The 14045-nt window shown below is 36.9% G+C and carries 11 protein-coding genes; 4 read left to right on the top strand and 7 right to left on the bottom strand.

Going from position 1 to position 14045, the window contains the following annotated elements; translation table 11 throughout:
* Positions 1–26 precede the first annotated feature (26 nt).
* Positions 27–1403 carry a DASS family sodium-coupled anion symporter gene (locus H4J76_RS11350; protein WP_182230619.1) on the top strand — a complete coding sequence of 459 codons (1377 nt, stop codon included), beginning with the start codon at positions 27–29 and terminating at the stop codon, positions 1401–1403.
* A 93-nt stretch (positions 1404–1496) separates the two neighbouring features.
* Here the strand turns inward: H4J76_RS11350 and H4J76_RS11345 are convergent, their stop codons facing one another.
* The 3 genes from H4J76_RS11345 to nhaB form a co-directional block, all read right to left on the bottom strand.
* On the bottom strand, positions 1497–2213 hold the full coding sequence (locus H4J76_RS11345) for a ZIP family metal transporter (RefSeq protein ID WP_182230618.1): 717 nt from the start codon (positions 2211–2213) through the stop codon (positions 1497–1499).
* Between the two features lie 149 nt (positions 2214–2362).
* Positions 2363–2881, bottom strand: a complete 519-nt coding sequence (gene dsbB / locus H4J76_RS11340; protein ID WP_182230617.1) for a disulfide bond formation protein DsbB — start codon at positions 2879–2881, stop codon at positions 2363–2365.
* A 251-nt stretch (positions 2882–3132) separates the two neighbouring features.
* Positions 3133–4707: a sodium/proton antiporter NhaB gene (nhaB, locus tag H4J76_RS11335; RefSeq protein WP_182230616.1), complete on the bottom strand. Its 1575-nt coding sequence runs from the start codon at positions 4705–4707 to the stop codon at positions 3133–3135.
* An 817-nt stretch (positions 4708–5524) separates the two neighbouring features.
* Between nhaB and fadR the strand changes: the two genes are divergently transcribed.
* Positions 5525–6235, top strand: coding sequence for a fatty acid metabolism transcriptional regulator FadR (gene fadR / locus H4J76_RS11330; RefSeq protein WP_182216326.1), 711 nt, complete (start codon positions 5525–5527; stop codon positions 6233–6235).
* Between the two features lie 61 nt (positions 6236–6296).
* Here fadR and H4J76_RS11325 read toward each other — a convergent pair whose 3' ends face one another.
* From H4J76_RS11325 to sodB, 4 genes are all read right to left on the bottom strand, one after another.
* Positions 6297–7790, bottom strand: coding sequence for a SpoVR family protein (locus tag H4J76_RS11325; protein ID WP_182230615.1), 1494 nt, complete (start codon positions 7788–7790; stop codon positions 6297–6299).
* Between the two features lie 26 nt (positions 7791–7816).
* A complete protein-coding gene (locus tag H4J76_RS11320) occupies positions 7817–9094 on the bottom strand; it encodes a YeaH/YhbH family protein (RefSeq protein WP_182216322.1) in 1278 nt (425 codons plus the stop codon).
* Between the two features lie 45 nt (positions 9095–9139).
* On the bottom strand, positions 9140–11074 hold the full coding sequence (locus H4J76_RS11315; protein ID WP_182216320.1) for a PrkA family serine protein kinase: 1935 nt from the start codon (positions 11072–11074) through the stop codon (positions 9140–9142).
* A 372-nt stretch (positions 11075–11446) separates the two neighbouring features.
* Positions 11447–12028 (bottom strand): superoxide dismutase [Fe], encoded by a 582-nt coding sequence (sodB, locus tag H4J76_RS11310; RefSeq protein WP_070376458.1) that lies wholly within the window; start codon positions 12026–12028, stop codon positions 11447–11449.
* A gap of 311 nt (positions 12029–12339) precedes the next feature.
* On the opposite strand from sodB, the gene H4J76_RS11305 reads away from it, so the two are divergent.
* On the top strand, positions 12340–12678 hold the full coding sequence (locus tag H4J76_RS11305; RefSeq protein ID WP_070376459.1) for a Grx4 family monothiol glutaredoxin: 339 nt from the start codon (positions 12340–12342) through the stop codon (positions 12676–12678).
* A gap of 141 nt (positions 12679–12819) precedes the next feature.
* Entirely contained in the window at positions 12820–13425 is a 606-nt protein-coding gene (locus H4J76_RS11300; protein WP_070376460.1) for a peroxiredoxin, read from the top strand.
* The last annotated feature ends 620 nt before the right edge of the window (positions 13426–14045 follow it).

Below are 14045 nucleotides of genomic sequence, written 5' to 3'. Positions count from 1 at the left end.
TAAAAATAATAAAAATAGAGAGTTAAATGAAGTTAACTAAACAAAGTTTTATTGTCTTAGCACCCGCACTAGCCTTTGGTTTTTACTTTTTGCTACTTTGGTTAGGCTTAGCAGAAAAACCCGCAACTGCGGCGGCAATAACATTACTCACCGTTATTTGGTGGGTTAGTGAAGCGATCCCCATTCCTGCAACATCTTTAGTCCCTTTTGCTTTGCTGCCACTACTGGGGGTTGTTGATCATAAAACAGTAGCTTCATCATTAGGTAGTCACGTTATTTTATTGTTAATGGGGGCATTTATGCTCTCTAAAGCGATAGAGAAAAGTGGAGCACACCAAAGACTTGCTGTTTACATGGTTAAGTTAGTTGGCGTATCAAGTGGGCGGCGATTAGTCTTTGGTTTTATGTTAGCGTCTGCTTTATTAAGTATGTGGATTTCAAATACCGCAACGACTTTAATTATGCTGCCGATTGCATTAGCTATACTTACTCATGTAGATAACAAAGAACTTAAAGTCGCTTTAATTTTAGGTATTGCCTATGCTGCGTCGGTTGGCGGTATTGGTACCCCTATTGGTACACCACCCAATGTTATTTTTATGGGCATATATGAAGAAAATACTGGCCGAGAATTTGGGTTTTTATCATGGATGAAAATAGGCGTCCCGATAGTGTTAATCGCTTTACCTATTATGGCATTCTGGCTAACAAGAAAGGTAAAACTCGACCATGAAATAAAGTTACCCGCGCAAGGCGAATGGCGAAGTGAAGAAAAAAGAACACTGTGGGTTTTTGGCCTTACAGCACTCGCATGGATCACTCGCTCAGAGCCCTTTGGTGGCTGGAGTGACCTATTAAATGTTCAAATTGCGGGTGACAGCACCGTCGCTTTATTTGCCGTGGTGTTAATGTTTTTAATCCCTAATGGTAAGGGCTCGCGCCTGCTTGATTGGGACACTGCTAAATCAATACCCTGGGGAATGTTGCTGTTATTTGCTGGCGGTATTGCCATTGCTAAAGGGTTTGTTGAATCAGGTTTAAGCCAGATACTAGGCGAATGGCTGTCTTCGTTGGCTAATTTACCGGTAATTGTGATGATACTGACAATTTGTTTAGTGGTTACTTACCTCACAGAAATTACCAGTAACACCGCGACAGCAACCTTACTTATGCCTATTTTGGCTGTCGTTGCCACCTCTGCTGGTTACGATCCTATGGTATTAATGGTGCCCGCCGCTATGTGCGCGAGTTGCGCTTTTATGCTGCCTGTTGCTACTGCGCCTAATGCAATTGCTTATGGTACCGGTGAACTTGAAATTAAAGATATGGTGAAAGAAGGGGCAATATTAAGTTTTATCTTGTCTTGTTTAATAGCAATTGTTTGCTATTTACTTTTGTTATAACAAAAGTAAGGGGCTAAATTTTAGCCCCTTTATCTTAATTACCTAGCATAAATGTAATGGCAAATTATGCTTCTATTATAACGCCATTATGATTTATGTTGCCGTTAACATTAGCCCCAACATGCCGAGAGTAAAGCCTAACACAGCGCCCATCGGTGGAGCCCAATGATTTTCTAATTTTACTTGTGGTGCCAAATCTTGAAATATTGAATAAAGAATTCCGCCTGAAGCGAAAAGCATAACCGCGCCAATAATCTTGGGGGACTCAGATAGCCATAAATAGCCAGAAACTGCGGCGATAGGCCCAAGTATTGCCATTAAAGCAAAGACCATGATGATTTTTCGCGGTTTATAACTTGAAGATGCACTTAACTCACGATAAGCGCTAAATCCTTCAGGTAAGTTTTGTAAGGCAATTAAACCAGCTAGCAAATATGCACTACTACTTCCTGTTGCGAATGCTGCTCCAAGTGCTATTGATTCTGGAATGAAATCAGCAAGCATTGCTGCTAGTTGACTGGCAGGTGTATCTATTTTTTTAAGATAAATATCTAGTGCCATAAAGCTAAGCCCGCCAACAATAAACCAAATGCATGCGGGTAATATATCAAGATTTCCCATTCCTTCAGGTACTAACACTAAGGCAACTGCCGACAACAGCGCTCCGCCACCAAAAGCCATAACGCTATGTCTGAGCTCTTGTTCAAGCCAGTCATTGCCAATTTTTTCGAAGCAGGCAAGGGCAGCACCAAGTGGCATAGCCAAACCAGCAAGAAATGTTGATACGATAACAGTGAGTAATATAGACATGATTTTTATCACTTAAGCAGTAAGGGCCCCATTGTGAGGCTATTGTTTAATACAATGAGATTAGTTAGGCCGTTAAAGGCCTTATAATTTGAATACTGTGTTCTGTGACCCTTTATTAAAAGCAGCGAGTAAATCGACATTTTAAATGATCACAGTGATTTTTTATTGATCAGTTGAGCTAATACAATAACCACTAGCGCAGCAGTAAAACCACCAAAAACAACAATCATCATTTGTGGCATAGTATAACCGAAGAATTGCCAATTAATATCACCACAATCTCCTGTTGCTTCAAACAAAGAAGGTAACCATTCGTGTAAAGGGGCCCAACTTGGGAAGTTAGGTACAAACTCACAACTATAGAGAAATGATAATGTAGCTGATTGAATTTCAACGTGCTCAATGGCAATCAATAACCCCCATATAGCGCTAACACCCCAGAGTGTAAATGCGACTGAGCGTAAGACAGTATTTTTATTGCCCATGCTGCCAACTATGCCAGCAAAGAATATTCCCCATAGTGCTGTACGTTGGTAAATACACATAATGCAAGGAGCTAAGCCCATTACGTATTGAAAATAAAGAGCCGATAATTCTAAACCAAAAACGGTTAGGCTAAGTAATTGCCAAGCGCGAGTGTTTACCGATAAATCACTTAAAAATTTCAAAAGTTTTCCTTAATCATGTTCAATGTTGTTATTTTAGATTGTTATTTTAGATTGTTATTTTAGATTGTTATCTAGTTAACTATAGGCATCATCACATATTGACACTTAAATTGGTGTGATAGTGACATTAGCGTGATAGTTGCTAGCACTTAGTTTGTTGCACAAAAATGACTTTTATCATTAGTATCAATAAAGCGCCATAAGGGCGCTTTATTGATAAAATTTAACAGTAAAACTACTAGATGTTAACTTTAGTGCTCTTGTGAAGATGAAGTCCCACCTTCAGTCATGTGATGCTGAATTAACCCCGAGTCATAAAAATCTTGTGTTGATTGCTCCAAATGACCTGAAGAAATAGCAAGTAAACCAATAATGGTCAATACGATAGTATAAGGGAAAGCCATAATAACCATACGGCCATATGACAATCTAACTAAGGGAGCAAGCGCTGAAGTTAATAGGAATAAAAACGCAGCTTGGCCATTTGGCGTAGCAACACTCGGCAAGTTAGTGCCTGTGTTAATAGCAACAGCAAGTAAATCAAATTGGTCACGGCTTATTATTCCTGAAGAAAGTGCTTTTTCAATTTCAGTAATGTATACCGTGCCAACAAATACGTTGTCACTGACCATAGATAATAGGCCATTAGCTAAATAAAACATGACTAATTGCATGTTACCTTCAAAAGTTAATACCCAAGTGATGACGGGCGTAAATAATTGTTGGTCAACAATAACGGCAACGATGGACAAAAACACCACTAATAGCGCGGTAAAAGGTAATGCTTCTTCAAAAGCATGACCAATTTGATGTTCTTCAGTTACACCTGTGAAAACGGTTGCAAGTATAATAACGGATAAACCAATTAAGCCAACTGGCGCTAAATGTAATGCTAAACCAACAATCAACCAAACCGCGATTAATCCTTGCACGACTAATTTTACATTATCACTTTTATTGCGTTTTTTACTTTCTTCAATGTCGAAGTCACGTAATATTTGATAAACATTTTCTGGCAGTGCAAAACCATAACCAAACCATTTGAACTTTTCTAATAAAGCACATGTGATTAAACCTGAAACAAATACAGGAATAGTAACGGGTGACATCCGAATGGTGAATTCAATGAAATCCCAACCGGCTTGCTGACCAATAATCAAATTTTGTGGTTCGCCCACGATAGTACATACACCACCTAAAGCGGTACCAACACCCGCGTGCATCAATAGGTTACGTAAATATCCTCTAAAGCTTTGTAAATCGCTTTTTATATCATCATCATCGGGATTGTCATGTGGATGGTCTTCACCTATAGAGGCAGCTTTATGATAGACAGAATAAAAACCTAGGCCAACGCTGATAATTACCGCAATGACGGTTAATGCATCTAAAAAGGCTGATAAAAATGCCCCTGAAAAACAGAATAATAATGACACCACTATTTTTGAACGGATCTTAGTGACTATTTTCGTGAACAAAAAGAGCAACAAACTCTTCATGAAATATATTCCAGCAACCATAAAAATCAGCAGCAGAAGTACTTCGAAGTTAATCATTAATTCATGTTTTACATGAGCGGGTGAAGTCATACCTATGGCAATAGCTTCAATCGTTAATAAACCGCCGGGTTGCAGCGGGTAACATTTTAATGCCATTGCTAAAGTGAATATAAACTCTATGACTAATGCCCAACCTGCAATATAGGGGTCAACATAGAAAAAGAGGATAGGGTTAATCACTAAGAATGAGATAATTGCCAGCTTGTACCACTCAGGCGAGTTGCCAAGAAAGTTTTTATAAAATGCACTCATGAAGGATTGTTGCATAATTGACCTGTTTATTTTAAGTATATGACGAATTGTGTCTCGCCTTGAATGGATCTTGTTTCTGTTATTTTGATAAAAAATGCATAGTAGTTTAAGTACCATTGAAAAGCTTGTAAATAATCCATCTTTATAGCGTAATCGTGGCCTTTTCTTCTGAGAATATAAGGCATGAGTCCTTTATATTATTTAATAACTTAGCCGCAGTGATATTTATTGAATTGCCGTTTTGCTTGAAATGCTTCGACTCTGCAGTATTAAATTAAATATTGCCTTTATAAATACACACTTTAGCCCCGCGTTAAACACCATCGATTGAGCTATAAATTCACAATGAGTAAGCTAATTCTAGATTTATCATGCTATTTCGCAGAATATAGCATGTTAATATTGCTAAATTATTGAGTTAATCGATATTTATGCATAATAAGTACTTTAATAAGATAAAAATTTATTAGCGGGTGCTTTCGTGACTTAACTCATCGCTTCTTATCAGGCATTAGCTTTAAATATTAATAGTTTTTTAGACGCTAGTTCAGTATTGACTTAAAAATAAAATAGTAAATTTCATTTTGACTTACTGACTTTATCTACAAATAAAATTATTTATTATTCATAAATTAAAGGCTTATCTCTCTACAGCCGCTAATAAACAGGGGTTAACTCTGTTGTTTTTCACAAAATATAGTGTGAGGTTGCCACTGAGTATCCACATAAGTGACCAACGTTGACAGTAACGTCGAATTTATCCGCTTGTGCCAAATAGATGTTCTGGTACAATCAGTTAAAATTTTAAGATTAAGATATTGTGTGGAGCAGTATGGTTATCAAAGCACATAGCCCAGCAGGGTTTGCAGAGCAATATATTGTTGAGTCTATTTGGAACGGTGGTTTCCCCCCCGGTTCTATACTTCCGGCTGAACGAGAGTTATCTGAACTCATTGGCGTTACGCGTACAACATTACGTGAAGTTTTACAGCGCTTAGCACGAGATGGCTGGTTGACTATTAAGCACGGTAAACCCACCAAAGTGAATAACTTTTGGGAAACCTCTAGTTTAAATATTCTTGAAACCTTGGCTCAACTCGATCAAGAAGGCATACCTGATCTGGTTGACAATTTAATGTCAGCTCGGACAAATATTAGCGCCATTTATATTCGTGGCGCGATTAAAAATAATGCTGAAAAGGTGATTGAGCTCATTAAAGCTTATGAAGATGTAGAAGATAACGGAGAAGCCTTTGCCGAGTTTGATTATCGATTAAATAAAGAGTTGGTGGTTGCCTCTGGAAATTCTATCTATTTATTAATCTTAAATGGCTTTAGAGGCTTATATTCTCGTCTAGGTACTTTATATTTTTCTCATCCTAAAGGTCGTGAGATATCTCGAGTCTATTATAAGAAATTAATTGAATTAGCTAGCGAAGATAAGTTTGATGAGTCTATATTTGCCGTACGTAAATATGGTATCGAGTCAGGTAAGCTTTGGCTAGAACTTAAAGATGACGTATTAAAAGAGCTATCTGAATAAATTATCTATAGTGATTAAAAGGCAAGAGTTAACTTGCCTTTTAATTATCTTCACTGCTCTCTCATTCTGGATATTGTGCAATAACTTCTTCATCCCCCTCTTCATTGTTCTGTACTAACCGCACGTCAAATTGCCATAAGGTATATAAATGTTTCATCACTTCATCTTTTGAATCGTCTAGCGGAACATTTTGGTGTGGTGTATATTTCAATGTTAGCGATCGGTCACCATCAACATCAGCATTTGTTACCTGAATATTAACCTCCAGATTACTCAAATTATACTGTTCAGATAACGCGCTTCTTACTTTTTTGTAGCCACTTTCATTGTGAATAGCCGCCACGTCAATAAAATTTTCTTTTTCATCATCGTGTAAATAAAATAACTTGAAATCGCGCATTAGTTTTGGTGATAAATATTGACTAATGAAGCTTTCATCTTTGAAATTTTTCATGGCAAAATGTAAAGTATCTAACCAATTACTATTGGCTATTTCTGGAAACCATCGTTTATCTTCTTCTGTTGGTTGTTCACATATTCTTCTAATATCTATAAACATATTAAAGCCTAACGCATAAGGATTAATACCAGAATAATGAGGACTGTTGTAATTGGGTTGAGCGACAACATTGGTATGGTTATGTAAAAATTCCATCATGAACTTATCGGTAACTAAGCCTTCATCATATAAATGGTTGAGCAGTGTGTAATGCCAAAAGCAGGCCCAGCCCTCGTTCATGACTTGTGTTTGTTTTTGCGGATAAAAGTATTGCGAGATTTTTCGCACAATGCGTACAATTTCTCTTTGCCATGGTTTTAGTAAGGGCGCATATTTTTCAATGAAATATAAAATGTTTTCTTGCGGTTCATTTGGAAATGTCGGTTTCTTATCCTTAGCATCATCTTTGTTTTTGGGTAATGTTCGCCATAATGTATTCACCTGCGATTGTAAATATGCTTCACGGTCCTTTTGACGTTGTAACTCTTCCTCTAATGATATCTTTTGTGGACGTTTATAGCGGTCAACACCGTGATTCATTAATGCATGACAAGCATCTAAGCATGATTCAACCTCACTAATGCCAAATTTTTGTTCACATTCGCTAATGTAGTTTTTAGCAAACAATAAGTAGTCAATTATTGAGCTCGCATCAGTCCAGGTTTGGAATAAATAATTACCTTTAAAAAAAGAATTATGTCCGTAACAAGCATGTGCCATAACGAGTGCTTGCATGGTCATAGAATTCTCTTCCATTAAATATGAAATACAAGGATCAGAATTGATAACAATTTCGTAGGCTAATCCCATTTGACCACGTTTATAGTTTTGCTCTGTTTGAATAAATTTTTTACCAAATGTCCAATGGTTATATCCAATAGGCATACCGACACTAGCGTAAGCATCCATCATTTGCTCTGCGGTGATCACTTCAATTTGGTTGGCGTAAGTCTCCAATCGATAATGCTTTGCAACCCGTGCAATTTCAGTTTGATATTGATCAAGTAAATCAAAGTTCCAGTCACACTGGTCACTTAAGGGGTTACGTTTGTCCATTATTTGCCTCCTTTGCCGTTATTAACTTAGGCTGCTTTACTCTGATTTTTCTTGAAAAGCTTTCTAAAAACAGGATAAATATCTTCAATGCTTTTAATATGTTGTATTGCAAAATGTTCTGTATATGCTGCAATTTCTTGATATTGCTGCCAAAGTGTTTGATGAGGTCGTTGTGATATTTCAATGTAACTAAAGTAGCGTGCTTTAGGTAGAATATGCTCTGTGAGTAATTTTTGACAACGAGGAGAATCATCGGCCCAGTTATCTCCATCAGAGGCCTGCGCGGCGTAAATATTCCATTCGCTTTCCTTATAACGCTCATCCATTATTTTAATCATTAAATCTAATGCACTTGAAGCAATAGTGCCGCCGGTTTCTTGCGAATAAAAAAACTCTTCTTCATCAACCTCTTTTGCTTGCGTGTGGTGTCGAATATAGACCACATCAATCGTTTTATAGGTGCGGGTGAGAAATAAATACAATAAGAGATAAAATCGTTTGGCAATATCTTTAGTGGCTTGGTCCATAGAGCCAGAAACATCCATTAAACAGAACATCACCGCCTTTGATGTAGGTAGGGCTTGTTTTGCATAGTTTCTAAAACGTAAATCAAAGGTGTCAATGAAAGGGACTTTACTGATTTTACCTTTAAGCATGTCGATCTGATTGTTTAGGTCTTTAATTTTTTGGACATGATCATGTTTATCAGCCATTAATGCCGCTAAGGCGAGTTCAAGGAGTTTTAACTCTTTACGCTTGGTTGATGTCATAGCAATACGTCTTGCTATTGATCCCTGTAGCGATTTTACAATATCTATATTTGAGGGGACGCCTTCAGCACAATAACCCGAGCGAACAGTTTTATAATCAATTAACGTATCCAATTGGTTCTTTTCTAAATTTGGCAATTCAAGATCTTCAAAAAGTAAGTTCAAATATTCATCTTTAGAAATAGAAAAAATAAAATCATCATCTCCCTCACCAGTGTTACTGGCATCACCTTTACCGCTACCTTGTCCTTGCTGTTGTGGAGGGCGTTTGATTTGATCGCCGGTTGAAAATTGGTCATTACCCGGGTGAACTCTATCTTTAACACCCCCTTTGCCCTGATGAAAAACAGGTTCAGATAAATCTTTTTTGGTGATGGTAATGTCTTCACCACGATCAACATCAGTAACACTGCGTTTATTAATCGCTTGTTCAACGGATTTCTTTATTTGGCTTTTATAGCGTTTAATAAAGCGCTGGCGATTAACCGTGCTTTTGTTTTTGCTATTTAAACGTCTATCAATAAAATTCGCCATATTATCCTCCTACTTTATTGGCTTTTTAAAACAATAAAGTACAAGTTAAGAAGACTTTCTTACCCGTAAATACCACTCTGACAGTAACCGCACTTGTTTTTTTGTATAACCTTTACTCATCATGCGTTCTATAAAATCGTCATGTTTTTGCTGGTCGTCATTTGATGTTTTAGTGTTAAACGAAATAACGGGTAATAAATCTTCAGTATTCGAGAACATTTTTTTCTCAATAACCGTGCGCAGTTTTTCGTAACTTGTCCAGTTGGGGTTCTTACCGTTGTTATTGGCTTTAGCACGTAATACAAAATTGACAATTTCATTACGAAAATCTTTAGGGTTACTAATGCCAGCAGGCTTTTCTACTTTTTCTAATTCATTATTTAAGGCTTCTCGGTCGAAAAGCTGTCCAGTTTCAGCATCGCGATACTCTTGGTCTTGTATCCAAAAATCAGCATAAGTGACATAGCGATCAAAGATATTTTGTCCATATTCAGAATAAGACTCTAAATAAGCCGTTTGAATTTCCTTGCCAATAAATTCTATGTATTGAGCTGACAAGTAACCTTTAATGAACTCTAAATATCGCTCGGCTGTTTCTTGGGGTAATTGCTCTCGTTCAATTTGTTGCTCGAGTACATAAAATAAATGTACTGGATTTGCGGCAACTTCTAAATGATCAAAATTAAAAACGCGTGATAATATTTTAAAAGCAAAACGTGTTGATAGCCCAGACATACCTTCATCCATGCCCGCATAATCACGGTATTCTTGATACGACTTAGCTTTTGGGTCGGTGTCTTTTAAGCTTTCGCCGTCATAAACGCGCATTTTAGAATAAATACTAGAGTTCTCGGGATCTTTTAAACGTGATAGTACAGAAAACTGCGCTAAGGTTTCTAACGTATCTGGCGCACAATGTGCATTTTTTAATTCACTGTTTTCGAGTAATTTTTTATAAATTTTTACTTCTTCAGAAACACGCATGCAGTAAGGGACTTTGACCATATAAACGCGGTCTAAAAAGGCTTCGTTGTTTTTGTTATTTCTAAAGGTTTGCCATTCTGACTCATTAGAATGCGCAAGCAAAATGCCATTAAAGGGCAGGGCTGATAATCCTTCTGTTGGATTATAGTTACCTTCTTGTGTTGCTGTTAACAACGGATGTAATACTTTAATGGGGGCTTTGAACATTTCGACAAATTCCATCATGCCTTGATTCGCTCGACACAATGCGCCTGAATAGCTATAGGCATCAGGATCATTTTGTGAAAAGTGCTCTAACTGTCGAATATCAACTTTACCAACCAGGGCTGAAATATCTTGATTGTTATCGTCGCCAGGCTCTGTTTTTGCAATGGCTATTTGATCAAGAATTGAAGGATATAACTTAACGACCTCAAATTTTGCAATATCACCTTGATATTCATGCAGCCTTTTAGCCACCCAAGGCGACATAATGGTCTTTAAATAACGTTCTGGTATTTTATATTCTTTTTTTAATATCTTACCATCTGCATTTGCGTCGAATAAACAAAAAGGGTGGTCATTTACCGGGCTTCTTATGCCATTAGCACTGAGCACATAGATAGGCTCTTGCTGCATTAATGCTTTTAATTTTTCAGCTAATGATGATTTTCCTCCACCCACAGGCCCTAATAAATAGAGTATTTGTTTCTGTTCTTCCAGTCCTTGTGAAGCATGCTTAAGGTAGGCAACAATCTGCTCTATAGCTTCTTCCATGCCATAAAATTCCTTAAATGCAGGATAGCGAGCAATTACCCGATTAGAAAATATACGGCTTAAGGTAGGTTCATTTGAGGTGTCTATCATTTCAGGCTCGCCAATGGCCTTCAATAAGCGCTCAGAAGCGGTGGCGTAAGCAAGTTTGTCTTTTTGACAAATAGCTAAAAATGCTTGAATACTAAAGTTCTCTTCTTTAGCTTCATCGTAACGTGATTGATAATGCTGAAAAATACTCATAACTGCCTCCATAAGGAAAAAATTTGCAGATGAGTAAAAACTTACCGTAGTACAAAGTCGATATTGTTTAACTCATTCAAATAAGACCGAGAAACTATCGATATTCGCCCCAACAAGACACTAAACTTTGCATTGAAACGAATATGTCTACCATTAAGTCTAGACGGTATTTTTTAAGGTTGAGAATAAATAGAGATTTTTTTGTAAGTTTTTTGTAAGCAAAGAGGAAAATATAAAAATCTTTTATATTGAATTAAAAAGAGAAAGGACACTTTTATTGAATTTTAAGCATAAAAAAACCAGAGTAGGTACTCTGGTTTTCAATAAAATTCTTACTTAAAGGTTAATAAATTAATCTTTAATGAATATAAATTAAGCGAAGTTTGCCGCAGCAAAATCCCAGTTAGCTAATGCCCAAAAACCAGCCATGTAGCTTGGACGAAGATTACGGTAATCAATGTAGTAAGCATGTTCCCATAAATCTACTGTTAATAACGGTGTAACGCTCTCATCAGTTAATGGTGTTGCAGCATTTGAAGTGTTAACGATAGCAAGGCTACCATCTGCTTTTTTCACTAACCATGTCCAGCTTGAACCAAAGTTGTTGATTGCACTTTCAGTAAATTTTGTTTTAAATTCAGCGAAAGAACCAAAGCTTGCATTGATTGCGTCAGCTAAAGCGCCTGTTGGTTCACCGCCGCCGTTAGGGCTTAAGCTGTTCCAGTAGAATGTGTGATTCCAAATTTGTGCTGCATTATTGAAAATGCCTGCTGATGAAGTCTTCACGATGTCTTCTAAAGACTTGCCTTCAAAATCAGTACCTTCAATTAATCCATTAAGCTTTACAACATAAGTGTTGTGATGCTTACCGTAGTGAAACTCAAGTGTTTCAGCTGAAATATGTGGTACAAGTGCATCTTGTGCATAGGGTAATGCGGGTAATTCAATAGCCATTAGTTTCTCCAGAAATGGGTTATACAAATTTATTTTTGCGCAAAAATAAAGAAGTTGTGTGCTTTTATTTAAAAACCAGTTAAAACCTAGTAAACTAGTCAAGTATTATTAAAGCCTGACTAGTGTACCCATTTATATAGGTTTTGCCAGTGTAAATATCAAGCCTGTTATTGTTTATTCTACTAAATAAGTGCTTTTTAGTCTTTATTACCTTGATTATTTTAGTGTCAGACTCCATTAATTAAAGTAATAAACATTAAATTTTATATTGTAAAGATCGAGGTTTTTTCGGTCGTAATTAGAGGTATCCCATGGAAACTATTGAACGTATCAAAGAACAACTTTCTGAAAACACTATTTTGCTTTATATGAAAGGTTCTCCTAAATTGCCTAGCTGTGGCTTTTCTTCACAAGCATCACAAGCACTAATGCAGTGTGGTGAAAAATTTGCTTATGTTGATATTTTACAAAATCCTGATATTCGTGCCGAATTACCAAAGTATGCTGATTGGCCAACATTCCCACAATTATGGGTTGACGGTGAATTAGTCGGTGGTTGTGACATTATTATGGAAATGTTCCAACAAGGTGAATTACAAACCTTGATCAAAGAAGCTGCAGAAAAAAATAATTCTGAAGAAAAAGCTTAATATCATTTTAGAAACTGACGTTAGCTAAATTATTTATTAAAAAAGATGAAAAGTAAGTTGAAAATCACCTTATCGTCTCAATAATAGATGTACGTCAGTTTTATGATTTAAATCAATTTAATAAAAATATTGGAGAAAAGAATGAGTGTATTAGTTGGCCGTGCAGCACCAGATTTTACTGCAGCAGCAGTTTTAGGTAGTGGCGAAATTGTTGATAGTTTTACGTTATCGACAGCAATTAAAGGTAAAAAAGCCGTAGTGTTTTTCTACCCTCTAGATTTTACTTTTGTTTGTCCGTCTGAGTTATTAGCTTTTGATCACCGTATGGAAGAATTCAAAAGCCGTGGTGTTGAAGTTATTGGTGTTTCTATCGATTCACAATTTTCTCATAACGCATGGCGTAACACTCCAGTAAACGAAGGCGGTATTGGCCCAGTACAATATACTTTAGTTGCTGATACAAAGCATGAAATCTGTAAAGCGTACGATGTTGAACATCCTGAAGCGGGTGTTGCATTTCGTGGTTCTTTCTTAATTGATGAAGAAGGCAATGTACGTCATCAAGTAATTAATGATTTACCATTAGGTCGTGACGTTGACGAAATGATCCGTATGGTTGACGCATTACAATTCCACCAAGAGCACGGCGAAGTTTGTCCAGCTGGCTGGAACAAAGGTGATAAAGGTATGACTGCTTCTCCTGAAGGCGTTGCATCTTACTTAGCTAACAATGCTGACAAGCTTTAATATAATAGCTTAGGCTTTAGTTAGCCGATGTAATTATTAAAAGTAATAAAAAACCGCTTAATTGCGGTTTTTTTATGTTCAGGAAGAACGGTATGTCACGGTGCCAAGGATGGCAAAGAGTGACGATGTTCAGGAAGAACGGTATGTCACGGTGCCAAGGATGGCAAAGAGTGACGATGTTCAATCCCGTCATGCTGAATTTATTTCAGTATCTGTTTTTGTTTTGTCAACAACGAGATCCTGAAACAAGTTCAGGATGACGGTGTCTTTGTTAGTTGTATTTCAGTATATAAATACAGGCTCTTGAGATCGTCATACTGAATTTATTTCAGTATCTGTTTTTTGTTTTGTCAACAACGAGATCCTGAAACAAGTTCAGGATGACAGTGTCTTTGTGAGTTGTATTTAAGTATATAAATACTGGCCCTTAAGATCGTCATGCTGAATTTATTTCAGTATCTGTTTTTGTTTTGTCAACAACGAGATCCTGAAACAAGTTCCAATGCTGTTCGTTTAAGCTATTTCTTTTCGCTTTTGTGAACGCTTCACCGGGAACTTCCCCATCCTCATTTTTACCGCCCTAGGATAATTAGGGCGTTTCTGCTTTGGCAGAATAAAAT

This window comes from Colwellia sp. BRX9-1, assembly GCF_014077195.1.
Taxonomy (GTDB): domain Bacteria; phylum Pseudomonadota; class Gammaproteobacteria; order Enterobacterales; family Alteromonadaceae; genus Colwellia_A.
Note: the sequence above shows the minus strand (reverse complement) of the source record. Positions and strands in the feature narration are given on the sequence as shown.